This is a genomic window from Salinicoccus sesuvii (assembly GCF_042648145.1).
GTDB classification, from domain to species: Bacteria; Bacillota; Bacilli; order Staphylococcales; family Salinicoccaceae; genus Salinicoccus; species Salinicoccus sesuvii.
Genome location: NZ_JBHRWV010000002.1, coordinates 163,230 through 184,022, shown reverse-complemented (window position 1 = coordinate 184,022; position 20,793 = coordinate 163,230). Strand labels below are relative to the sequence as shown.

Below are 20,793 nucleotides of genomic sequence, written 5' to 3'. Positions count from 1 at the left end.
GTTACTATAGCAAGGAGCCGAATGCATCATTTTTTTCTGCATCTTCTGCAGAGTAGCATTCGATGCCTGACAGTGCCTTTTCAATCATTGGTTCAAAGTCCACCTTTGATTCGAACCGCTCCACCTTTTTAACTTCAGGTCTTGTCTTTGGTGCTTTGGGTTTAAATATCGTACAACAATCTTCATAAGGCAGTACAGAAGTATCATAGGTACCATAGTTGCGTGCCATTTCGACAATCTCATTCTTCTCAAGCGTCAGTAACGGACGGAGCACTGGCAGATTGGTCACTGCATTGATGGCATGCATGCTCGTTAATGTCTGAGAAGCAACCTGTCCAAGGTTTTCGCCATTTACAATGGCTTTCGCATTGGTTTTCTCGGCGAGGCGTGACGCAATTGTTAGCATGAGTCTGCGTGTCGTTGTCATCGACATATTATCTGGTATCCAGTCATGGACCGTCGTCTGCAGTTCAGTGAACGGCACGATGTAAAGTTTTATATCAGTCCCTGTGCGCTGTGATAGTATATCGATAAGCTGTTTGACCTTCTCTGTCGCCTGAGGACTTGTATAGGGCGGAGAATGAAAGTGGACCGCTTCTAGCTCTACACCTTTTTTCATCACTTCTAGTCCCGCAACAGGTGAATCGATACCTCCTGAAATCATTAGGAGTGCCTTCCCGCCTGTACCAATTGGCAGCCCCCCGATGCACTGGATGACTTCATGATACATATAGATCGCTTCTGCCCGCACTTCTACCATAATCTGGTGGTCGGGGTGTTTAACATTTACACCGAGATAAGCAAAATGCTCAAGCACATATCCACCGAGCAACCTCTGTATATCAAACGTATTCAAAGGATAGCTCTTGTCGGAACGTCTTACTTCGATCTTGAACGTCTCTTCTGTGCCGAAGGTCTTGGCAAAATCGACAGCTGTCTCTTTCATTGCCGCCTCAGTCCGCTCGATTTTGGCTATTGGCGAAATGCTCAGTATACCGTTTATATTTTTCAATGCAGACATGACAGCACCGGGATCCTCGTTTTGTAGAGTGACATAGGCGCGGTCCCATTGCGTGTGAATCTGAACATCGAAACTTGAAAGCGCACGCTTCATGTTCTCTCTCAGTGCTCGTATAAACATCTTTCTATTTTTGGTTTTAAGTGTGATCTCGCCATATCTCACAAGAATGTGATCATATATCATTTTAATACCTCTCCTATTTCCTCATGTACCGCTTCCAAGGCGGTGATCAGTGTATCTACTTCTTCCTCCTGCGTTAAGCTGCTGAAGGATATTCTTATGCTACCCTCTATAACAGCCCGTTTGTTCCCCATCGCAAGCAGTGTTTCGTTCAGTTTCTTTAATTTTGAAGCACACGCACTGGTCGTGGATACCATGATATTGTGGTTGCCAAGCGCGTTGACCACCACTTCGCCTTTGGCGCCTCTAAATGAAACGTTCAGTATATGTGGCACACCTGAAGGTTGGATATGAATGCCATGGAGACCTTCCAAGGCACTCCGAACCTTACGGTTGTAGTTTAAAATCCTATTCACAGATTCTTTCTGTTGTTCAATAGCCAGCCGTAGTGCCCGTGCCATCGCTGTTGCACCAGGCAGGTTGACTGTTCCACTTCTCAAATTTCTTTCATGCCCCCCGCCATGGATGATTGCGGAAAGTGTCCTCGGTTCTTTTACAATCAGTGCCCCACTTCCCTTCATGCCGTGGAACTTATGACTGCTAAGAGAAAGGGAGTCAATATCTCTATAGTCTATGTTGATTTTGCCGATTGCTTGTGTTGCGTCGGTATGAAAATGAGCTTTCGGATATTGCTTAAGCATTTCTGCAATTTCGACTATCGGCTGGATGCCGCCAGTAATGTTGTTGACTGCCATGACTGTGACAAAAATGACATCCTCACTCAATACCTCCCTCAAGTGCTCGGTATCCACTGTGCCATCCTCTAGCGTTCTAATATACTTAATCTCAAAACCATCAGATTTCATTGCTTCTAACACATTGGTGACACTCGGGTGCTCAAGTTCACTGACAAGCACTGTACGGCCGTAGGTTTGTTTACGCCTTAGAACACTTTGGATTACCAAATTGTTACTTTCCGTCGCCCCGGAAGTAAAGATGCAGGCATAATCTGGCACACCAAGCAGGTCTAAAACCTGCTCCCTTGACGCTTCCAGCAGTTGCGCTGCCTTTCGCCCTGACTGATGGATGCTTGCGGTATTGAAATAATAGGATTCGTTCACATTCAGGAATGTTTCCACCACTTCATCGTATGGACGTGTTGTTGCTGCATTGTCCATGTATATCAAAATATCTCTCCTCACATAAAAGGGACTCGGGATCAAAATCCCAAGTCGCCTATGTTACTGCTTATCAAATTCTTTTTCAACACGTGATGCCGCTCCGGGTTCGACTTTCTCTAGCGCCTTTCTAGCGATTTGTAGCGCCCTCTTGTAGCGGTTCTCTCTGAAAAGGCGTTCTGCTTCAGTAAGCATCTGGTTGAAGTCCGCATCATCTCTTCTATAGCGGTTCCCATACTGTACCATGACTTCAGTCAGTCTGGCTTCCTGCAGAACTTCGTAAGCTTCTTGCTCATACTTATTCATTAGGATGACGGCACGATTTACCTTTTCCTTAATGTACTGGACATTCAGTGGACGTCTTTGGAAATATTTATTAATCTCTTTGATATCAATATCCAGTTCATTCTTCATAACTAGAAACTTCTCCGGTACGCTCGAGAGATTCGACCCCAGCAGTTCCCTGTAGATCTCCTCTTTGCGGTCCTGAATGAGGAGCGAGTTTTCACGTGCTTCTGCTTCATCTTCGCGCAAATTGACAAGATATTGTTGAATCTGCTGCTGTGCTCCGTTGATTTCACCGATATTATCCTTGATGTAGTCAAGATTGTCCAGCACTTCGCTATACCTTGCGGTTGTCTTGCCTATCTCCGTGATGACCTCGTCGTAGACTTCTATCATATTTTCGATTTCATGCTCGAATTTTTGAACTCTGTGAATATCTGTTTCATTAATGTGATACTGATCTTTTACGTAATCAATCTCAGTTCGCAAGGTATAATTCATGTTTTTCGCCATGAACAAATCGTCTGTAACGATATCCTTCTCGTGATCTACTTTTGTTTTCGCTTTAACTTCGTGCTCAATGAGTTCTAGCATGTCATCCAGTTGTTTATTGATGTCGTCGAGAATTTCCCGTGCCTCATCCAGCTCGAGGCGTGTAATCAACGGTTCGACCAGATTGAGTTTGCCTTTCAGAGTGGAGAGTTTGCCTTCAACTTTGACGTGTTCCAAGTCGTACCCCTCTGCCTTCAAATCGCGGCAGCCAAAGCGTACTTCTTGGAATTGTTGGGGCAAGTCCTTTTGGACCTCTTTGATCAAAAGCGGAATTTCATCCATATTCTCCTTCAAAATCGAAAGCTCTTCGTGGACTCCATCGATTTCTTTGTTCGCTGTTACATAATTCCCCTCATTGACCTGCTTCTCGTAGGTTTTCAACTCTGGCTCATATGTTTCAATTAGCTTTTCAAGTGATGGTTGTGCCTCACCAAACTGGTGACCATTGGCCAATACATCGCGTTTCGCTTCCCGATAAAGTCTTTCAGCTTCATGGTACTTTCTTTCGCCCTCTTCATTCGAGGTAATCAGCTGGTGGATTTCACCCGAGAGTTCCTGGTATTTGTGCTCGACACCTTCAAGTTTAGCATTCGCGCTTTCAGTCTTTTCCCGACTGTCCTTGAAACGGAATTTCTCTACATCATCGGCAGCATGATCCAGGTCACTTTGGGCTTCTGTCAGGGAATGCTTAAGTACACTCTGCCAGTCGGACTGCCACTGGCTGTACAGTGATTGTGCCTCACCATGAAGATTGTAGTTCTTAACCTTCACAAGTTCGTCCTGAAATGGCAGATTTTGTATTCCCTCGAGTTTTACATATTGTGTCTTTATGTCATCTTTTCTGATGTTGCGTATATATAATAGCATACCGATCGCAATGACGACGGCAAGTATGACAACGATTAAAACATAGACCCACATACAGCTACCTCCTAAGTACTATAATTAGATTATAGCTTAAAAAATTGAAAGAAAAAACATATAAATGTATAATTCAAGAATATTTATATAGACAGGGTGATAGATAATGTTTACAGAGACACAGATTAAAGACTATGCACAATTAAACCAGATGCTAAAAGGGCTACTCGAAGACGAAACGGACCGCATCGCCAATCTGTCCAACGCTTCAAGCCTTCTGAATGTATTCTTGCAGGATATCAACTGGGTCGGTTTCTACCTCTACGATGAAACTGCAGACGAGCTTGTACTTGGGCCATTCCAAGGACTACCTGCATGTGTTAGGATCCAAAATGGTAAAGGTGTCTGCGGTATTGCCTTCAGAGGCAACGACGTGTTCATTGTTGATGACGTGACCGAGTTTCCTGGACACATCGCATGCGATGCCAATAGTCGCTCTGAAATCGTCGTGCCGATATATAAAGAAGGGACACCTATCGGTGTGCTCGATATTGACTCCCCTTCATTTGACCGTTTCACAGATGAAGACCGCCAAGGACTCATCGAGTTTGTAGAAGTATTGAAACAGCACATCTAGACAAACTGGCATTGACAAGCAACCAGTATTTGTGTATAATCATTTATTGTGTAAATGAACGGATTAAGTAGCGGATGACCATTACATGTCAGCATGCGGTTCCCACACAGGGATGTGCTGTGTAACTGATGCTATAAGGCGAAGGCACTTTAAATCGCATGCCCATGTAAGTGGTTATCAACCTTATGATGTTTTTTGCATAAACAAAAACAATAAGGAGGAGTCAAAATGGCTCGTTTTACAGGTTCAGTTTGGAAAAAGTCCCGCCGTCTTGGAATTTCCCTGACTGGTACAGGCAAAGAATTGGAACGCCGTCCATATCCACCTGGTGATCATGGACCAACACAAAGAATCAAACTCTCCGAGTACGGAGTACAACTACAGGAGAAACAAAAACTCCGTTACATGTACGGAATCAACGAACGTCAATTCCGCACAACTTTCGACCGTTCTGCAAAAATGAAAGGTGTTCATGGTGAGAACTTCATGATCCTTCTCGCTTCCCGTCTGGATGCAGTTGTATACCAGCTTGGACTTGCAAGAACACGCCGTCAGGCGCGTCAGCTTGTCAACCACGGTCACGTGACTGTAGATGGCAAACGTGTGGATATCCCATCCTACACACTTAAAGCTGGACAGACTATCGGCCTGCGTGAGAAATCCCGCAACCTTGATATCGTTAAAGAAGCAATCGAGTACAATAACTTCGTTCCAGAATATCTATCATTTGACGAAGAAAAAATGGAAGGTTCCTTCACACGCAGCCCAGAGCGTTCAGAGCTCTCCGCTGACATCAATGAGCAGCTTATCGTCGAGTTCTACTCTAGATAAGAAGTGGGAACAACATTTAAAAGACCTGAATCCTTATTTTATAAGGGCTCAGGTCTTTTTTTAATGACTTTTATGTGCTATTTTTAACGATAATTATAAAGCGCTCCTATATCCTCCTCTCAATAAATTATGATATGAAAATTGCTCAAGATAACTACGCTTTTAGTACTAAGTTGTTCTGAAAGATAACGATTCAACTATTTGCAATGTTAACGCTCTTGATTTATTGAGATATGCATAATTGGAATTCGACGCAAAAACTAACTGTATCATAAATTTTCCAATATAATAAGGTTTAAAGATTACCCCTATTAAATACTTCTGGTGAGATGATTATTATGAAATTGAGAGTAGCTAGAATGATTAATGTAACAGGCTTAATATTAGCTTTGCTTCTGGGTATCTTACATCTTTTTTACTATGATAAGACAGATTTCCTTTTTCAGGGCTGACTGGTTTTTTCATTATACTAGCACTTTCACTCATGTTGTTGTACCGACCTAGACTCAAAGAGAAAGCTCATGAAGAAAATAAATAATTTGAAAATGCAAGATAGATTATTACAGTTCCCCCTATCCGTGGCTCTTAACTATGAGTGCAATATTGTCTCTATAGATTCTATATTTATAAGGTCCCTGCTGCTTTTACACTACAAGTGCCTTAAATTATAGAATAAATTAAATTATAACTATGTATCCTCCCTCAACTGAGGGAGGTATTTTTACTTCTATAAACTGAAAGTACCCCAAGCAGGTCCTACTTCACCTGTTTTGCTATCCCAGGTTCTCACTGGGCAATAACGAAGTCCACCTTGACCAGTATAGTAGCCAACCCATACATGACCATCTTGCAAGCACACTTCATGATATTTAATTGACGCCCCTGGATTTGCTTTTCCAGGCGATGGTGCAGAAAGAAACGGGCTGCCGTTCCTTAGTGTGATTGCTTGGGTGCCAACGGTAAATGTACCATTCTCTGGCTTATAGTAAGTGCCGTAGACGTTCTGGCTAAAATCACCCGTCGATGGATCTGCTGGTAGAGTTTTCTTCTTCAAGCCAAGATACTGCGCGACACCTGTGGCAACCGCAACACCTTGTGCTTTCAACTTGCTATCACTTCTCAGCGCAAGAATATCCTGATTGGAATCCATGAAGCCCCCTTCGATGAGAATGGCAAGCTGGTGCGGTTCACGTGTTTCGTGGAGGTTAGTCACTTTCACGCCACGATCGTTAAGTCCCATTGCGCGAGCAACCAGCGGTGCAACGGTAGATGCTAGACTATAGGCTTGAGATGCATTCGGGCGTACGTGCACTTCCGAACCACCACCATTAAACCAAATCCCCTGGTATGCATTGTGGTGGAAAGCGACATACAATGGACATCTCTCTGCATTGGCTGTATTTGTACGAGTCAGTAGCGGTGTATCCACTTCACCCGATGGATCAGAAACCTCTACAATGCTTACATCTTCATACTGTTCGATTTCAGCAATAAATGCACGTGCGACTTTATCGTTGAAATACCACTCACGTTCTCCGGCTGGTGAACGCTTTCCTGCTGTATATTTACCATGTCCTCTAGAAACTGCGATTTTTATCATTTAAAACACTCCTTAAATTTTTGTATTAAAAAAGACACCCAGTCTACTGGATGCCTTTGTCTTTCTTTAACTGACGCGTAACTGCGGTGCCGATCCTGCCTTCCTTGCTGGTCGGCATATTTTTATACCATACGATGAGACCAACTGTGATGTTGTATCCTGTAACGAGTAGTGTCTCAAGCTCCCCTTCAGAAAACGGTAATGGGCTGTACCCTAGAAGGATAAGTGCCTGATTTAAAAAACCGATAATTAAAAGTGCCAACATCATCCAAGCTGGTCTGCTGGAAACCTCCATGAACTTCTCTTCCGACATCACCTTCCTTCTTCAAAATAAAAATGCTAACAAAAGTGCATACTCCAGATTCAGATGCTTCATTTACACAAGTGAGCGCATTCTACTTTCAATCGTTCTACTTCATCCCACTAGTAGTCGTGTCTGCAACTGAGGTATATTAATCGAGCCTATCCTACATAAAATCACCTCCTTTCGTGAAATCTCCTCATAGTACGAATGCATTGATGAAGGCACCTGCAATAATAGTGAGCACCATGAGAACGAGTGCCCAGGATTGTCCTTGTGCACGGTCGACCTGCCTACCTGCACGCTCTTCTGATTTCTGTGCGTTATAAACGACCGTATCCAGCTTGGTATGAAGACTGTTATTGGACATTTTCAACTCATAGAACTTATCACCCAACTTATCGTCGAGCCCATCGACCTCGTCTTTTAATTTGTCGATTCGATTGTGCAGGTAATCCATATCTTCTTTGTATTGCTTGGAATTGACATTGCTGTCTTCGATCCTCACCACCTCCCCAATATAAAAAGCCCACCAATAGGTGAGCTTATTTAGACACAATTAAAATCTAGAGAGACACTCATGAATGCCATCAGCCTCATTAATGATGTTGATTCTGAGTAATGATGTGTGTTTCTCGCGATTCATATGCAAGTGCCTTTGCAGCAGTATTTTTTATTGATTGCTACATTACCATCATAACCCGATGAATTTTAAAATGTGTTCGTTTCTCGTACATAAATAGTTCAAGAAAAATTCGTGAAAAGTTTTGGTAACTTGCATAAAGCTATTTAGGAATTGATGACTCTTGATGCATATTTACTGATTACTTATTGCTGACGTAGTAATTCGCTAATAAGCTACTCTTTATCGCAATATATAATGTGACACTTCTCGTCGAGTAAGAATTGCTCCAGCAAATCAGCCCTCTGTATCTGATTTATATATCTCAATACCGAGATAGAAGGCCAGACGCACAATAGCCTCGTTTTTTAGTTCATAGTATTTTGTGCGATTGAGATTGAGATCCGTGTACACATCCACATCAGCTGCACGTTCTTCTTTTAGAAATTTATTGACGATGATGTAACGCTCGTGTGGTTTCATACATTCCACAGCTTCATGCATCTGTTCTAAGATATGATCACGCTTGCTCATGAGTTCCTGGCGTTTTATATTTCTGCTTGCTGCATGCTCGATATTATTGAGGTTTCGGTTGGTAGTGGGTGGAATAAAACTGAAAGTCTGTGTGACGCTCGGCTCCTCCCTTACTGGAGAGAGGTGGAGCAGTTGGTGATATTCTCTTATACGATTATGGACAGCCTCCTTCGTGGCTTCAAAGTTCAATCCATCAATCTTTAAAAATGACATCAAGAATTCCTCCTTTTATATTAAAAAAGCGCACAGCAAGAAGGAATGATATTCCTCTTACGTGCGCTCGCTGGTAGACCAGTAGAGCCTAAAGTCTATGGTTTTTTGTTACAGTAACTTGCTTTATTTTATTATCATGACTGGTGATCTCCACCTTGCCATACGGAGGGATTTCTTGGACAAGCCACTCTCCATTGTTCGAGATTAATACCTGGTTGTCTTGAGATGATAGGAGTATACTTTTTATCTCTTCAATCGCTTTCTCTGTCATTTCATCCCTCCAGGCACCTGTCCCAAGTTGTGATGGTGTAAATACGTCGACGCTACACTAGATAATGCTATGTGGCTCATTACGTTTCATCCTCCATTCGTGCATAGTGATTTCTTTTCGGTGAAAACATTCCTGAGCGTAACTCAGTGGCAACTGTCCAGAGTGTTTTCTCTGGTGGTTAGCCACTCTAAACAGGGCTGAAGGTGTATAGTTGTGCACATATTCCCAGAAATATTGCTTATCCTCATCCATGCTGAGCTTGTCGTTTTGCACCAAATATAACAATGTGTGTTTGTAAACTGTAGAGAGGCATACTGCCATTTCACCACCGGATCTTTTTGCCGAGTCTTCAATGGTATATTCCAAGGTTTCCAAAAGATCTGTAATATCCATTCGTATCACCTGCCAATAATTCTCTGGGTTTCTTTATAGAATGTCGCAACTGCTGTACCTGTCGGACCATCTTTATTCTTCGCAATAATGATTTCAAGATCTACCGCACCATTTTCACGCTGTCCACCACCATTTCCAAAGTAGTAATCATCCCGATAACAGAAAGCGACGATGTTGGCATCCTGCTCGAGTTGCCCTGTTTCTCTCAAGTCACTTAATACCGGCCGTTTATCCTGGCGACCATCGCTGGCTCGAGATAATTGAGAAAGCGCGATGATGGTGACATTCATCTCCTTTGCAATAACCTTCAGCTCTCTTGAAACTTCCTCTAAGATATGACGCTTTTCGCGATGCCTGGTGTCTGCGTCCATCAATTGGATATAATCGATGAAAATGACTCCTGTCTTGTCTACTGGAACGTTACTCGCCGCAGCACGGACTGCATTCGGCGTTAGGCGCGCATCATCATATATCTTGATGCTTGATTCGTTATAGAGTTCTATCGCAGAAAGAACCTTATCAATATCTTCCATGGTCATCATTTCTTTAGGTTGTTTAAATTTCATTAGGTTCACGTTGGTCATATTTGAAAGAATACGTTGCGTTACATTCATTTCAGTTGTTTCAAGAGAGAAGAATAAAATTTCTATATTTTTATTCTCTTCTTCCATATTGCGTGCAACCTGAAGTGCTAGTGCTGTCTTACCCATGGATGGACGTGCGGCAATCAGATTAAACTGTCCTTGCTCCATTCCAGTTATAAGATGGTCCAATGGATTAAGGCCCGTCTTTATAACTGCAGTATCCTTTTCTTCATAGAGACTCTTAAATATATGAGAAAGCGTATCGAGCTTACCGATACCCTGCGACAATTCTATTTTCTCCAGTTGGTCGATACGATTACGGAGACGGATTCGATTTTCTGCACTTTGTACTCTTGTATAGTCATCGATGGTTTTGGCCAGCTCTCTTTGCTTATATTGCTCTAGAACTTGAGTTTGATCGAACGTGAATGATTTTTCTGATGGCGGGTTCATGAAACCGATTTGCTTTACGAATTCGTAATCTCCGTATGTTGCGGGAGATTTAACTGATTCACTAATGAGTTGCTTATAATCGAATGAACTATCACTCAACAGGCGACTGGCAATCGCACCATGTCTGTCATCCTCAAAGTGCTCAGGTTCTAACTTGAATTGACTTCTAATCTGCTGATATTTAAATGCCGTCGCCAGAACAGTCTTTTCAAAGTACTCTACTTCTGTAAATCGGGAAATATCATTCATTCACTTCTCCTCCTGCCAAAAGTGTACGAAGCCTATTCAGTTTTTCTTCACGTAATTCTACAAGTCTTGGATCAGCTTTTTCGATTCGAACTCTGTTTATATCTGACTCGAGTGTATCTTTTGGATCTGACAACTGATCGACATGAATGATGCGGGCCAGTTGTGGTGGAAAGGCTTCTGTGGTTGCATAGTGGTCCAACTTGATCATTGTTTTCTGGTAGTTGGCTTCCATCAGCTTCATCATCCATATGCGTGCTTTTTCTCTACCTTCCTCATTATCTTTGATGAAGGTAGGATAAAAGGCTCTTATTGTTCTGATCACTGTCTTTGCTTCTTCCTTGTGCATACCCTCACCTACAATTCGTCCAAGAAATCGGAATAATCCTCTAGTATATACGGCTTGATTTTAGCTTCATAGATATTACTTCTGACATATTCATGATCGTCCAAAAACCGCTCCTCATTAAGGAAAGTAGCCGGGTAAGCTTGAAACTTTTCATCCCCTGCTCTAATGCTTCTGAGGTAGTCGATGGTCCCTTTTTCAATGATCTCCCAGTCGTGGTTGCTGATGGCCTTCCAGAATGCCTTTGATGCTTTTGGCCTTGCTTTCTTTTTGTTGTAAAGATTATAGAATTCTTCAAAACGCTCATGCTCTTTATTTATGGTACTGTTGTTTTTTATACTGTTATTATTAGTGCTATTGTTATTACTTCCCATACTATCTACATGCGGCTTATCCACGCACTGTGTATCTGCATGTGGAGTATCCGCGCGAAGATTTTGTTCGTGTGGGACGACAGTGTTTACTGTGTAGATGTTCTGTTTGAAGGATCCACCAGCATGTCTTTCTTTGGTAAGGGAGAGAAACCCTTTTTCAAGTAAAACTTTACGATGTTTATAGAATCGATTTTCCGATATTCCAAGGTATCCGGTTATTACACTAACGCTCGGAAAAGCCTTATCCCCTCTTCCCGCATAGCTGCATAAAAAGGCATAGATGGCTTTTGCTTCAATACTTAGATCCTTATTTTTCATAACCAACTTTGGTATAATGCCGTAGCCAGCAGTAAAAATGCTACCAGTTTTCAACATGTCTTTTTTCTCCATATGCAATTCCTCCGATAAATACTGTAAGTGTATCGACAACTTCTTTCTCACACAGCCTATCAATCTTCTTGATGGTCATCGTTTTATAGTCGCATAAATGCGACTAATTTTATAAAAAAATAACTTTGGCTTCCTTCCTGGTCAGTGGAATAACTTCCATCATCTTTTCAATCTCACCTATGGTAAACACATCGCTCCCCTTCTCAATCTTTCTGTCAAAATTAGAACGATTCATTCCAATTGACTGCGCTACTGCATCCTGACTGATATTCTTGGCTACTAGTATCTCTTTGAATTTTTTACTGTTAATCAACTTGATCACCTCCAAAAATCGCATTTATGCGACTAATTGATTCAATAATATCATGGTTAAATTCAAAGTCAATTAAAAAGTAGCATAAATGCGACAAATGCAGTTGCGTATATGCTACATGATATATATAATAAATTTATATTGGAAAGCCGAACGGAGGCAAAACTATGCATGTTGGAGATAGAATTAGACAGCGGCGGAAGGAACTTGACATTTCAGCTGATGATTTAGCTAAATTTGTCCATGTTTCAAGAGCAACCATCTTCAGATATGAGAAAGGTGATATCGAAAAGATGCCAGCTGTTACTTTGAAAAAAATAGCTGAGAAGCTAAGAACGACACCCGAATTCTTAATGGGATGGACAGAAGATCAGGAGCAGGAATCTGCTCCATTCAATACTATTGCTGCACACATCGACGATGATGTTACTGATGAAGAGATGGAAGAAATATTAGAATATATCAAGTACAGAAAGCAAAGAAGAAACAAGAAGTGAGCTAGGGGGATAAACGATGCAAGTTAGGGAAAAATTAATGAATCAGTTTCCCAAGCTGGAGTTGCATGTATCAGATGAACTCCCTAAGGGACTAATTGCATTATACGAGCAGGACGCCCTCTCGCCTAATGGCAGTATTACTATAGATGGACGTATTAATTACTATTTACAGAACGGTATTCTCGCTGAAGAGTTAGGACATCATGCAACATCTTATGGGGATATAACAAATTATAAAGGGAAAAATATTAATATAAATGCAGCTAAACAAGAAGTAAGGGCCAGAAGGTTTGGTATCAAGCTCATCCTTCCTTTGGAAAAGCTGGTAGATTGCTTTGAAAACGGCTATTGGGGTGACCTATATGCAATGTGTTTATATTTAGAAATAGACAGAAGTTATTTTGAAGAAGCAATTGAAGACTATAAGAAGCAATTTGGATCTTACGTTAAATATGATGGCTACTACATCGCTTTTGAACCTTTAAAGATTGAAAAACTTTAACATTTCATAGACTTAAGGCACTGAGCTCTATTTAATGGTCCGTGGCCCTGAGGAGTTACGGACCAACTTATCTTACAATTTCGAGTACAGTTGCCTCCGAATAGTACAAATCCTCTTTTCGCAACTGCCCAATCTGTATCCTTCTAATTTTCTTCATTGAACCGTTTTCGTACCCATTGAGTACAAAGGTTATGTTCAAGAATCTCGCTGCATTTTCAGCAAAGTGCGCTACTATATAGTCGTATAAAATTGAAACTGCTTTCTTTTCCTTTCCATTCACCTTCTTACTGTTGGCTTCTGGAAGTTTGTATGCATATGAATCCACTTCATATGTCGCACTCTTTCCAACAGTAGTTGTCTCAAAATAAAAAGATTCCATTGAAGCTTCAGTCCGATACCAGGAAATCTTTGCTACGTGTAACCCCCTATCTCCTATTGCTCCTGTCACCATTGGCTTATCGCTTTTTAAGTACATATACTCTGTCATGGTCTACCTCTCTCACGATATAATTGCAGAATTTAAAATTATTATATCAATATAGAGATTTAAAGTGTAAACATCTTAATACATAAGGCTATATAAAAGGACGTGCTCCCAAAGTTGTAAGAGTACGTCCTTTTGCTAATAATAACGAACTTGGTAAAATTCTTAAGTATTTCCTGGTTTATCTCTTTACAGTTATCTGCCCATTCTCATCTAATAACGGTGTCAAGCCGCCCCCTGCTCCGCCCCAAGCATATAAGTATTGCACGCCCGTCTCTTTGTCAGTGATAACATGACAAGGAATAGCTCCATCTGTTTTCATTTGCTCTGTTACGAACCTTGCTTCCTCAGAATCATCGTTTCTACCAAACATGACATCATCTCCTCTTTAATTTTTCTCTGCTTTTCTAGCACTTCGTTATCCATTTCAAGCAATTACTGTAGGCTTCCAGTGTGTCGATTCTGGTAGCCTGGGCCTGTTTCGACAGAGTGAATACGGATTTTCTAATGTTATGGTAAGCCATAAGTTCTCAATTTTTAGGATTTTTACTGTTGCACTCCCAGGGACATATTCATATTATACCGGCCGACAGTATACACATAATTCAATCTACTTCGCAAACGTTCATTAGCAATCTATACATACTTTTGATACATCATCGCCTCACTTCCCTTTCATAAACCTTCAATCTAGGCGTGTAACTCTCCATGAGTTTGTCTAAAGTATATCTTATAATCCAGGCGTCTGTAGTTCGATGTGAGCGAAAACTACACTTTTTAACTGTATCAATCTCAAGTTGAGTAAGGTACTGTATTGTCGACGATGGCACCTGACACACCCCCTAAGGTGACGAACTTATTGAATTATCGGTAATCACCGAGAGGAGGGACCCTGCTGACGGCGTTTTTTGATAATATTCTTATTTCAAAACAAATATTCATCTTTATATCAATTGAATGAAATATTCCTTTACAACACTCCTGCTTAGCAGTAATATAACTTCGAGCATTAATGCAACTTTATTCGAGTGTCGGGCACATCGTGCAGAGTATTTCATCCTACCATAAAAGAAGGTATCTGTAGTGAAGAAGATCAAGTATCTGACTTTCAACCCATCCCAGTTGCTCGTAGCCGTGTTCTTCCTGTTTATTATTTTCGGTTCGATTCTTTTGATGCTACCATTTTCAACTATCGGAACCATATCGTATATTGATGCATTGTTCACTGCAACTTCCGCCATGACGGTCACTGGCTTGGTGGTCGTCGATACAGGGAGCGATTTTACAATATTCGGCCAGATAGTTATCCTTGCGTTAATCCAAGCTGGTGGCCTTGGAATTATGTCGTTTGCTGTGATGATCTATATGGCACTTGGTAGAAAAGTCGGGTTCAAAAGAAGAATTGAAATCAAACAGGCATTGAACCAATCTTCGCTTGATGGAGTACTTGAATTGGTCAAATCCCTATTCATTTACTCTTTTATTATCGAATTTTTTGCAATGATGATTCTCGCTATAAGATGGGTGCCTGAATTCGGCTGGGTGGAAGGATTGTACTACAGCCTTTTTCACTCAATATCTGCATTCAATAACGCTGGTTTCTCAATCTGGTCTGACAGTCTGATGGTCTACGTCGGAGATCCAATAATTAACCTTATTATCACTTTTTTGTTCATCACCGGCGGAATTGGATTCACTGTGCTTATTGACTTGTGGCATAAGCGCAGTTATAGAAGACTTACACTCCATTCCAAACTGATGATTGTAGGCACTCTCATCGTAAATGTAGGTGCGATGTTGGTATTCTTCGTTCTGGAATACCAGAATCCGAATACACTTGGTACCCTCACATCATGGAAAGACCAGCTCTGGGCTTCCTATTTCCAAGCGGTCACACCAAGAACAGCAGGATTCAACACCCTTGATATTAGCAGTCTCAACGACTCGACGATTACCATGATGCTACTTTTAATGTTCATTGGAGCAGGCAGTGCTTCAACCGGCGGTGGCATCAAACTGACATCTTTTTTAATATTGGTGCTATCCATCATTCCCCTGCTACAGCAAAAAAGTCAGATTAATATCGGTCGGCGTTCAATAAAACCAGCCATCATATTCCGTGCGCTTTCAATCTCGATACTGAGCGTGCTGTTAATCCTGACTGCCATATTTATCCTGACAATCAGCGAGGATGCACCATTCATTAAAATCGTTTTCGAAGTGGTATCCGCTTTTGGTACAGTCGGGCTCTCCATGGGCATTACAGCTGAGTTATCGCCCCTTGGCAAACTCATTATCATTTTCGTCATGTTTTTCGGCAAATTAGGTCCATTGAACCTGGCTTTTTCACTCTCAAAACCGAAGCAAGATAAAGTCAGGTACCCTGCAGCGGACATCCTTACAGGGTGACAACTTTTTTGCATATCGCCAAGCAACAATGATTTTATTGATGCTTCTCCCTTCTCTTTATGGGTATAGTATTTTAAACAGTTTTGGGGGATGACCAGATGGATAACGGTACAGGAGAAGCAAAGGCCAGAAGAGAAGCAGCGAAACATACAGGCGTCGAAGGTAGCTACGAAAAGAAAAAAAGATCGGGTCTTACAGGGTGTCTGATCATTGCGATATCCCTCATTGTGCTGATAGCTGTTCTCGGTTCATGTACAGGCGTGTTCTATGGAGATGAACAAGACGAGGAAGTCACAGAAGATCAGGGACTACTACCAAAGGGAGCCGATTTAGACACTTCACAATTAATGTTTGACTCATACACAGAAATTACATTGGAAACAACAAAAGCCACCTTAAAGGTGGCTTTTGTTGTTTTAATAAAACTTTGTCACATCAATCATTTTTTTGCTTTAGTGTCTGAAGTGTATCGATAGCCACTTGTGCCATCGCTTCAATACCATATGGAATTGCCGCTTCATTGAATCTGAAGGATGGATTGTGAAGTGGTTTCTGACCCTCACCGACAGAGCTGCCGAGCCAGTAGTAGACACCTGGATACTTTTGCAAGAATCGACTGAAGTCCTCTCCCCCGAGACTTGGCGTCAGACTCGGCAGTGCTGCTTCGCCATACATGCGATCCACTGTAGAATACACCTGTGCCGCCCATTCTTCATCATTGACCGTTGCAGGGTATCCATCCATGTAATCAATCTCCACTGCCACACCCATGGCAGCTGCAGCGTTCTCGACCACGTCGAAGAAACGTTGCTTCACCTTATTTTTCATTTCATCACTCTGTGTTCGAATTGTGCCTTCAAGTTCCGCAGTTTCAGCAATAACATTGTATTGGAAACCGGCATTGAACTTCCCAACAGTGACAACTGCCGGGTCAAATGGATTGGCATTTCTGCTGACAATTGTCTGTAGCGTAGTGACAATCTGATTGGCGGCAACGATGGCATCTACTGTATCATGCGGCATTGATGCATGACCGCCAGATCCTGTAACTGTAATTTTGAAGCGATCCGAGTTACCCATAATCGGGCCTGCCATGACGCCAAACTGACCGACAGGGAGCTGTGGCCATATGTGCTGTGCAATCAGCACTTCCGGCTCATATTCGTCAAAAACACCATCTTCCATCATCTGTTTCGAACCACCGGTTGGCGACTTTTCTTCGGCCGGCTGGAAGATGAGCAGAATTTTCCCTTCGATTTCATCACGTCTCTCAAGCAGATATTTCGCTGTTCCAAAAAGCATTGCCGTATGGGCATCGTGTCCACAGGCGTGCATCACACCTGTCGCTTCAGAAGAGAATGTTTCACCTGAGCTTTCAGTGATGGGAAGCGCATCAATGTCCGCTCTGAGACCGATAGTCGGCCCTGGCTGGCCTCCTTCGATGACGCCAAGCACGCCTGTCTGTGCAAACCCTGTGCTGTAGGGGATTCCGATATCATCCAATTTTTCCTGAATGCGCTTTGATGTTGCATGTTCTTCGCCACTGAGTTCAGGATGGCTGTGCAAATGTCTTCTGAATTCAACAACTTCTTCTATTATTCGTGGATCAAGTGTCATGTCAAAACACCTTTCATAGGATATTTAAGAATTCACTTATAAATACTAACATACTATTATTATGAATTTTCATACGCATGTGAAAACTACATTTTCTTTTCTTGTATGAAGAATCCCGTCTCTCTGCCCCACTCCGCAAAAAAGACATTATCAAGAGCATGCCCTGTATCTTTCCTAATTTCTTTCCTGAGCCATTCAATATCACGGTCTATTTCGCCCAGAGCAGCATATTCCACCTTGCCTGCATCTACAAGCAGGTAGGTTATCTCATTCCTATCACAGCCCTTTTGATCTTTGCCAGACGCAGTAGATTCTTCTCTATCGTAACGGATTACAGAGAGCCTGCCGCTATTTTCCAGAATAGCATACTTGACACTCCTTAATGAAAATACATTCTGCATACGTAACAACTCTCTGACCTCATCGACGTCCATCATGTTCCTGTTCATCACTTTGACATTGAGCTCACCATTGTCAATCAGCATCTGCGGTGTACCTTTCGTAAGTTTTCTGAAGCGTTCATTTTTGAGCGCAACAATCTCTATGAAATAAATGAGGAGTGCCCAGTATGCCAGTGCGAACAGCATTTCATAAAAAGGCATTGTCGTCTCGTAAAGTGATTCTTCGATGATACTTCCCAAAATGAGTGCGTAGACGAAATCAAGGGGGGGATCTGCGCCAGTTCCTTTTTCCCAAGTAGCCTAAGAATATGACTCCAATGAGACCAGCAGTAAGCTTTACAGCATAAGTAGGCATATCATCCATATTTAATACAACACCTTCCATCCACGGAGGTTATATTCAATTATCCCCCACACAATATGTGCGGGGGATAACAATTGGTATGAAATTTTTCTATTCTAGACTCTGCTGTATTTTCTGTGGCGCGCAACTGGTCCGTTCTTTAACAAATAGATGTGGAAAAGATATTCTCCTACTACAATAATTACTGCAGAAATGATTGCTGCGACTGCTACTTCGCCTCCGGAAAGATCTGTCAACCATAGACCCATCAGCCATACTACAAGGAAAGTAAGCACCAGATCTGAAATTGTAGCGGTGATATTGCCGGCTGCTGGTAGAATAATCAAATCACCTGCAAAGTAAGACAAAATACCAAGTACGATGGTTGTGCCAAGAATCATCGGCCAGAATTCCATCCCATAAAAACCACCAAGAACAATCCATAATACCGCAAGCGTCATGATGACTTTAATTAGCATAGCTATCACATGTTCCATTGTTCATCCCCCATCCTTTGTTAGTGTTATTCTTCACTACACCCATCAATATATGCACAAAACATATTGTTTGATGGAGCGGCGTTGAGGATATACACCGAGTAAAGGATGGAGGGATATTATGAAAGAAGAACTATTGAAGTATACTGAGGGTCGGAATGCGCCACTGCCAGTGGGTTCTTGGACCATGTACCAGAGGTGGGAAGACTTGATGTGCATACATATTCCTATAGAGCCTGAAATGATTTAACCCCATGTCCCTGATGAACTCGAACTCGACATATATGATGGTGTTGCATGGCTTTCCATATTCTCCTTTAACGTACGTAACATGCAGTTTCGGGGAATCCCAAGATTTCCATACTTTCATCAATTCTTGGAGCTCAATGTCAGAACATATGTTAGGTATCGAAATATCCCCGGCATCTATTTCTTTAGCTTGGACGCTGCCAAAATCATTCCAGTCATTGGTGCACGGCTTGGTACATTGCCGTATTCCAAAGCCCAGATAAAAGCAACAAAACGAAACGGATGGACTCACTTCTCAAGCCATCGGCAACATGATACGTCTGCTTATTTCAAAGGGAGATATAAGTCCATATCGGCATCCACCATAAGCCCTGGAACCCTGCGTACGCCTCAGTTTATTACGAAAAAAGCGGTGTACGTTCCCTACTGCCCGGGGATATTGAAGGCGAACCTGTACTCGCCCACTATGTTGAGGCACTGGACGTCTTATTCTGGCCAATTAAAAATTCCAATCACTTTAGCCTTTGAGCCACTCGTAGGCCTGATCGACCTGAGCCTTATCAAACTGTTTGACTTCAATGCCCGGCAAGATACCGACCAGCTTTGCCCCAATTTCTTCCCATGCAACATCAGTGACAACCGCAAATTTCTTATACTGATTCCAATGACTGATATCCATCAGCGTACCCTTCGCCATGCCAACAGGGCCGACCCCTCCAAAATACTTAATGTAGACGAGTGCGCTGAGTGGCTTATCCTCTCCGTAATGCTCATTTATGAATGTCATGGACTTTTCTGCATCTTCTTTCGTCACTTTTCCGTCCACCTCAATCCGAATAACGTTTTCCAGCTCGGTCTCTTCAAGTGTAATCATATTGTGACCTCCATTCTGTATTTGTTATTCGCTACCCTATCAAATGATTGGGAAACATCAAAGTCTGCAGATTCATGCAGAGCCAATTATAAAGTAAAAGGGCGCAGGATTTATCCTGCGCCCTTTTACTTTGGATAGTAATATATATGCTCTCCATCAAAACTACTTCCTATAAAGGTATTTCCTTTAGTCATCATCCAATCTGTATCACTGAAATGAATCTTTTCTGCTTGCCCCTTGGGTTCGAATGGATGATTCAGACCTAAATGCATGATATGTCGTTTTTTTCCATTATACTTATAAGTTGTCTTAAGGATTTTGAAACCGAGACGGAACTTGTCTTTTAGACTCGGTATATTTTCAGGCATCACTGTTGTGAGTATATTCTCAAATCGCCTTTCCTTGCGCACTTTTTCTATTAGTTCTTTTCCCATCGCAGTCTGCATACCTCTCCCTCGCTTCCCAGGGTCGATAAAGGTGATTTCTGAGTAGATAACACTTTTCTTATCTTTTATACCGACATCGTCAGCAAGATGCCCTTCTTCACCCACTGAAGGCACATACATGGAACGAGAACCGACCAATCTGCCCGCTTCATAGGCACCAAGAATGAAACCTTGCTCGATAATCTGCGCGAACTCACTTTCGGACAGTGTTTGCAGTACTTCTTTATTCTCCAGAGCATCGTAAACTTTCAGTTGTAGTTCAAGCAATTCAGACAAATCCCCAGGGCTCAGTATTCTAAATTCCATCGTTTCATCCTTTCAAATTAAGTTGTACACAATCTAATACGTT

The 20,793-nt window shown here is 42.0% G+C and carries 27 protein-coding genes and 2 pseudogenes; 8 read left to right on the top strand and 21 right to left on the bottom strand.

The window, feature by feature from the left end; translation table 11 throughout:
• Window positions 1-4 precede the first annotated feature (4 nt).
• The 3 genes from thiI to ACFOJ8_RS03625 all read right to left on the bottom strand — a co-directional run bounded on the left by thiI (window position 5) and on the right by ACFOJ8_RS03625 (window position 4,077).
• Window positions 5-1,204, bottom strand: coding sequence for a tRNA uracil 4-sulfurtransferase ThiI (gene thiI, locus ACFOJ8_RS03635; RefSeq protein WP_380653424.1), 1,200 nt, complete (start codon window positions 1,202-1,204; stop codon window positions 5-7).
• Window positions 1,201-2,319 (bottom strand): cysteine desulfurase family protein, encoded by a 1,119-nt coding sequence (locus ACFOJ8_RS03630; RefSeq protein WP_380657019.1) that lies wholly within the window; start codon window positions 2,317-2,319, stop codon window positions 1,201-1,203. The genes thiI and ACFOJ8_RS03630 overlap by 4 nt, the downstream gene beginning before the upstream one ends.
• A gap of 63 nt (window positions 2,320-2,382) precedes the next feature.
• Window positions 2,383-4,077, bottom strand: a complete 1,695-nt coding sequence (locus tag ACFOJ8_RS03625; protein ID WP_380653422.1) for a septation ring formation regulator EzrA — start codon at window positions 4,075-4,077, stop codon at window positions 2,383-2,385.
• 106 nt (window positions 4,078-4,183) lie between these two features.
• Between ACFOJ8_RS03625 and ACFOJ8_RS03620 the strand changes: the two genes are divergently transcribed.
• Both ACFOJ8_RS03620 and rpsD read left to right on the top strand, forming a co-directional pair.
• On the top strand, window positions 4,184-4,654 hold the full coding sequence (locus ACFOJ8_RS03620; RefSeq protein ID WP_380653419.1) for a GAF domain-containing protein: 471 nt from the start codon (window positions 4,184-4,186) through the stop codon (window positions 4,652-4,654).
• Between the two features lie 228 nt (window positions 4,655-4,882).
• On the top strand, window positions 4,883-5,485 hold the full coding sequence (rpsD, locus tag ACFOJ8_RS03615) for a 30S ribosomal protein S4 (protein WP_380653416.1): 603 nt from the start codon (window positions 4,883-4,885) through the stop codon (window positions 5,483-5,485).
• Window positions 5,486-6,212: 727 nt separating this feature from the next.
• Here the strand turns inward: rpsD and ACFOJ8_RS03610 are convergent.
• From ACFOJ8_RS03610 to ACFOJ8_RS03565, 10 genes are all read right to left on the bottom strand, one after another.
• Window positions 6,213-7,085: an N-acetylmuramoyl-L-alanine amidase gene (locus ACFOJ8_RS03610; RefSeq protein ID WP_380653413.1), complete on the bottom strand. Its 873-nt coding sequence runs from the start codon at window positions 7,083-7,085 to the stop codon at window positions 6,213-6,215.
• A gap of 43 nt (window positions 7,086-7,128) precedes the next feature.
• Window positions 7,129-7,398, bottom strand: a complete 270-nt coding sequence (locus ACFOJ8_RS03605; RefSeq protein WP_380653410.1) for a phage holin — start codon at window positions 7,396-7,398, stop codon at window positions 7,129-7,131.
• Window positions 7,399-7,585: 187 nt separating this feature from the next.
• On the bottom strand, window positions 7,586-7,894 hold the full coding sequence (locus ACFOJ8_RS03600) for a hypothetical protein (protein WP_380653407.1): 309 nt from the start codon (window positions 7,892-7,894) through the stop codon (window positions 7,586-7,588).
• Between the two features lie 411 nt (window positions 7,895-8,305).
• Window positions 8,306-8,755 carry an ArpU family phage packaging/lysis transcriptional regulator gene (locus ACFOJ8_RS03595; RefSeq protein WP_380653405.1) on the bottom strand — a complete coding sequence of 150 codons (450 nt, stop codon included), beginning with the start codon at window positions 8,753-8,755 and terminating at the stop codon, window positions 8,306-8,308.
• An 88-nt stretch (window positions 8,756-8,843) separates the two neighbouring features.
• Window positions 8,844-9,026 (bottom strand): hypothetical protein, encoded by a 183-nt coding sequence (locus ACFOJ8_RS03590; protein ID WP_380653403.1) that lies wholly within the window; start codon window positions 9,024-9,026, stop codon window positions 8,844-8,846.
• 57 nt (window positions 9,027-9,083) lie between these two features.
• Window positions 9,084-9,419: a hypothetical protein gene (locus ACFOJ8_RS03585; protein WP_380653401.1), complete on the bottom strand. Its 336-nt coding sequence runs from the start codon at window positions 9,417-9,419 to the stop codon at window positions 9,084-9,086.
• 5 nt (window positions 9,420-9,424) lie between these two features.
• Window positions 9,425-10,705 (bottom strand): DnaB-like helicase C-terminal domain-containing protein, encoded by a 1,281-nt coding sequence (locus ACFOJ8_RS03580; RefSeq protein WP_380653398.1) that lies wholly within the window; start codon window positions 10,703-10,705, stop codon window positions 9,425-9,427.
• Entirely contained in the window at window positions 10,698-11,051 is a 354-nt protein-coding gene (locus ACFOJ8_RS03575) for a hypothetical protein (RefSeq protein ID WP_380653395.1), read from the bottom strand. The genes ACFOJ8_RS03580 and ACFOJ8_RS03575 overlap by 8 nt, the downstream gene beginning before the upstream one ends.
• Window positions 11,052-11,059: 8 nt before the next feature.
• Window positions 11,060-11,812 (bottom strand): helix-turn-helix domain-containing protein, encoded by a 753-nt coding sequence (locus ACFOJ8_RS03570; protein WP_380653392.1) that lies wholly within the window; start codon window positions 11,810-11,812, stop codon window positions 11,060-11,062.
• 109 nt (window positions 11,813-11,921) lie between these two features.
• Window positions 11,922-12,125, bottom strand: a complete 204-nt coding sequence (locus tag ACFOJ8_RS03565; RefSeq protein WP_380653389.1) for a helix-turn-helix domain-containing protein — start codon at window positions 12,123-12,125, stop codon at window positions 11,922-11,924.
• 167 nt (window positions 12,126-12,292) lie between these two features.
• Between ACFOJ8_RS03565 and ACFOJ8_RS03560 the strand changes: the two genes are divergently transcribed.
• Complete coding sequence (locus ACFOJ8_RS03560; RefSeq protein WP_380653387.1) at window positions 12,293-12,622, top strand: helix-turn-helix domain-containing protein; 330 nt, start codon at window positions 12,293-12,295, stop codon at window positions 12,620-12,622.
• 16 nt (window positions 12,623-12,638) lie between these two features.
• Window positions 12,639-13,124 (top strand): hypothetical protein, encoded by a 486-nt coding sequence (locus ACFOJ8_RS03555; RefSeq protein WP_380653384.1) that lies wholly within the window; start codon window positions 12,639-12,641, stop codon window positions 13,122-13,124.
• A 67-nt stretch (window positions 13,125-13,191) separates the two neighbouring features.
• Here ACFOJ8_RS03555 and ACFOJ8_RS03550 read toward each other — a convergent pair whose 3' ends face one another.
• Together ACFOJ8_RS03550 and ACFOJ8_RS03545 are read right to left on the bottom strand one after the other, a co-directional pair.
• Window positions 13,192-13,611, bottom strand: coding sequence for a hypothetical protein (locus tag ACFOJ8_RS03550; protein ID WP_380653382.1), 420 nt, complete (start codon window positions 13,609-13,611; stop codon window positions 13,192-13,194).
• 178 nt (window positions 13,612-13,789) lie between these two features.
• Window positions 13,790-13,981: a DUF6440 family protein gene (locus ACFOJ8_RS03545; RefSeq protein WP_380653379.1), complete on the bottom strand. Its 192-nt coding sequence runs from the start codon at window positions 13,979-13,981 to the stop codon at window positions 13,790-13,792.
• 710 nt (window positions 13,982-14,691) lie between these two features.
• On the opposite strand from ACFOJ8_RS03545, the gene ACFOJ8_RS03540 reads away from it, so the two are divergent.
• Complete coding sequence (locus ACFOJ8_RS03540; protein ID WP_380653376.1) at window positions 14,692-16,017, top strand: TrkH family potassium uptake protein; 1,326 nt, start codon at window positions 14,692-14,694, stop codon at window positions 16,015-16,017.
• A 98-nt stretch (window positions 16,018-16,115) separates the two neighbouring features.
• The gene (locus tag ACFOJ8_RS03535) at window positions 16,116-16,493 is read left to right on the top strand and encodes a hypothetical protein (RefSeq protein ID WP_380653374.1); all 378 of its coding nucleotides are present in this window, start codon (window positions 16,116-16,118) and stop codon (window positions 16,491-16,493) included.
• Here ACFOJ8_RS03535 and ACFOJ8_RS03530 read toward each other — a convergent pair.
• The 4 genes and pseudogenes from ACFOJ8_RS03530 to ACFOJ8_RS03515 form a co-directional block, all read right to left on the bottom strand.
• Window positions 16,453-17,634 carry a M20 metallopeptidase family protein gene (locus ACFOJ8_RS03530; protein ID WP_380653371.1) on the bottom strand — a complete coding sequence of 394 codons (1,182 nt, stop codon included), beginning with the start codon at window positions 17,632-17,634 and terminating at the stop codon, window positions 16,453-16,455. The two genes, ACFOJ8_RS03535 and ACFOJ8_RS03530, sit on opposite strands and share 41 nt — an antisense overlap.
• An 86-nt stretch (window positions 17,635-17,720) precedes the next feature.
• Complete coding sequence (locus tag ACFOJ8_RS03525; protein ID WP_380657016.1) at window positions 17,721-18,173, bottom strand: DUF421 domain-containing protein; 453 nt, start codon at window positions 18,171-18,173, stop codon at window positions 17,721-17,723.
• Window positions 18,174-18,179: 6 nt separating this feature from the next.
• Window positions 18,180-18,290 (bottom strand): annotated as a pseudogene (locus ACFOJ8_RS03520) (DUF421 domain-containing protein); the annotation flags it as partial.
• Between the two features lie 204 nt (window positions 18,291-18,494).
• On the bottom strand, window positions 18,495-18,875 hold the full coding sequence (locus tag ACFOJ8_RS03515; RefSeq protein ID WP_380653369.1) for a DUF2512 family protein: 381 nt from the start codon (window positions 18,873-18,875) through the stop codon (window positions 18,495-18,497).
• A gap of 121 nt (window positions 18,876-18,996) precedes the next feature.
• On the opposite strand from ACFOJ8_RS03515, the gene ACFOJ8_RS03510 reads away from it, so the two are divergent.
• On the top strand, window positions 18,997-19,125 hold the full coding sequence (locus ACFOJ8_RS03510; protein ID WP_380653366.1) for a hypothetical protein: 129 nt from the start codon (window positions 18,997-18,999) through the stop codon (window positions 19,123-19,125).
• 12 nt (window positions 19,126-19,137) lie between these two features.
• Window positions 19,138-19,494: pseudogene (locus ACFOJ8_RS03505) on the top strand (DUF2071 domain-containing protein); the annotation flags it as partial.
• Window positions 19,495-19,641: 147 nt separating this feature from the next.
• Here ACFOJ8_RS03505 and ACFOJ8_RS03500 read toward each other — a convergent pair.
• Both ACFOJ8_RS03500 and ACFOJ8_RS03495 read right to left on the bottom strand, forming a co-directional pair.
• Window positions 19,642-19,998, bottom strand: coding sequence for a SpoIIAA family protein (locus tag ACFOJ8_RS03500; protein ID WP_380653364.1), 357 nt, complete (start codon window positions 19,996-19,998; stop codon window positions 19,642-19,644).
• A 125-nt stretch (window positions 19,999-20,123) separates the two neighbouring features.
• On the bottom strand, window positions 20,124-20,750 hold the full coding sequence (locus ACFOJ8_RS03495) for an N-acetyltransferase (protein ID WP_380653361.1): 627 nt from the start codon (window positions 20,748-20,750) through the stop codon (window positions 20,124-20,126).
• Window positions 20,751-20,793 lie beyond the last annotated feature (43 nt).

What these genes read in the sequence shown, in the direction of transcription:
- ACFOJ8_RS03515 (WP_380653369.1), bottom strand. Translation starts at nt 18,875, where the DNA reads ATGGAACATGTGATAGCTATGCTAATTAAAGTCATCATGACGCTTGCG.
- thiI (WP_380653424.1), bottom strand. Translation starts at nt 1,204, where the DNA reads ATGATATATGATCACATTCTTGTGAGATATGGCGAGATCACACTTAAA.
- ACFOJ8_RS03570 (WP_380653392.1), bottom strand. Translation starts at nt 11,812, where the DNA reads ATGGAGAAAAAAGACATGTTGAAAACTGGTAGCATTTTTACTGCTGGC.
- ACFOJ8_RS03545 (WP_380653379.1), bottom strand. Translation starts at nt 13,981, where the DNA reads ATGTTTGGTAGAAACGATGATTCTGAGGAAGCAAGGTTCGTAACAGAG.
- ACFOJ8_RS03555 (WP_380653384.1), top strand. Translation starts at nt 12,639, where the DNA reads ATGCAAGTTAGGGAAAAATTAATGAATCAGTTTCCCAAGCTGGAGTTG.
- ACFOJ8_RS03510 (WP_380653366.1), top strand. Translation starts at nt 18,997, where the DNA reads ATGAAAGAAGAACTATTGAAGTATACTGAGGGTCGGAATGCGCCACTG.
- ACFOJ8_RS03575 (WP_380653395.1), bottom strand. Translation starts at nt 11,051, where the DNA reads ATGCACAAGGAAGAAGCAAAGACAGTGATCAGAACAATAAGAGCCTTT.
- ACFOJ8_RS03590 (WP_380653403.1), bottom strand. Translation starts at nt 9,026, where the DNA reads ATGACAGAGAAAGCGATTGAAGAGATAAAAAGTATACTCCTATCATCT.
- ACFOJ8_RS03580 (WP_380653398.1), bottom strand. Translation starts at nt 10,705, where the DNA reads ATGAATGATATTTCCCGATTTACAGAAGTAGAGTACTTTGAAAAGACT.
- ACFOJ8_RS03500 (WP_380653364.1), bottom strand. Translation starts at nt 19,998, where the DNA reads ATGATTACACTTGAAGAGACCGAGCTGGAAAACGTTATTCGGATTGAG.
- ACFOJ8_RS03595 (WP_380653405.1), bottom strand. Translation starts at nt 8,755, where the DNA reads ATGTCATTTTTAAAGATTGATGGATTGAACTTTGAAGCCACGAAGGAG.
- ACFOJ8_RS03610 (WP_380653413.1), bottom strand. Translation starts at nt 7,085, where the DNA reads ATGATAAAAATCGCAGTTTCTAGAGGACATGGTAAATATACAGCAGGA.
- ACFOJ8_RS03560 (WP_380653387.1), top strand. Translation starts at nt 12,293, where the DNA reads ATGCATGTTGGAGATAGAATTAGACAGCGGCGGAAGGAACTTGACATT.
- rpsD (WP_380653416.1), top strand. Translation starts at nt 4,883, where the DNA reads ATGGCTCGTTTTACAGGTTCAGTTTGGAAAAAGTCCCGCCGTCTTGGA.
- ACFOJ8_RS03530 (WP_380653371.1), bottom strand. Translation starts at nt 17,634, where the DNA reads ATGACACTTGATCCACGAATAATAGAAGAAGTTGTTGAATTCAGAAGA.
- ACFOJ8_RS03495 (WP_380653361.1), bottom strand. Translation starts at nt 20,750, where the DNA reads ATGGAATTTAGAATACTGAGCCCTGGGGATTTGTCTGAATTGCTTGAA.
- ACFOJ8_RS03605 (WP_380653410.1), bottom strand. Translation starts at nt 7,398, where the DNA reads ATGTCGGAAGAGAAGTTCATGGAGGTTTCCAGCAGACCAGCTTGGATG.
- ACFOJ8_RS03620 (WP_380653419.1), top strand. Translation starts at nt 4,184, where the DNA reads ATGTTTACAGAGACACAGATTAAAGACTATGCACAATTAAACCAGATG.
- ACFOJ8_RS03630 (WP_380657019.1), bottom strand. Translation starts at nt 2,319, where the DNA reads ATGGACAATGCAGCAACAACACGTCCATACGATGAAGTGGTGGAAACA.
- ACFOJ8_RS03550 (WP_380653382.1), bottom strand. Translation starts at nt 13,611, where the DNA reads ATGACAGAGTATATGTACTTAAAAAGCGATAAGCCAATGGTGACAGGA.
- ACFOJ8_RS03625 (WP_380653422.1), bottom strand. Translation starts at nt 4,077, where the DNA reads ATGTGGGTCTATGTTTTAATCGTTGTCATACTTGCCGTCGTCATTGCG.
- ACFOJ8_RS03535 (WP_380653374.1), top strand. Translation starts at nt 16,116, where the DNA reads ATGGATAACGGTACAGGAGAAGCAAAGGCCAGAAGAGAAGCAGCGAAA.
- ACFOJ8_RS03585 (WP_380653401.1), bottom strand. Translation starts at nt 9,419, where the DNA reads ATGGATATTACAGATCTTTTGGAAACCTTGGAATATACCATTGAAGAC.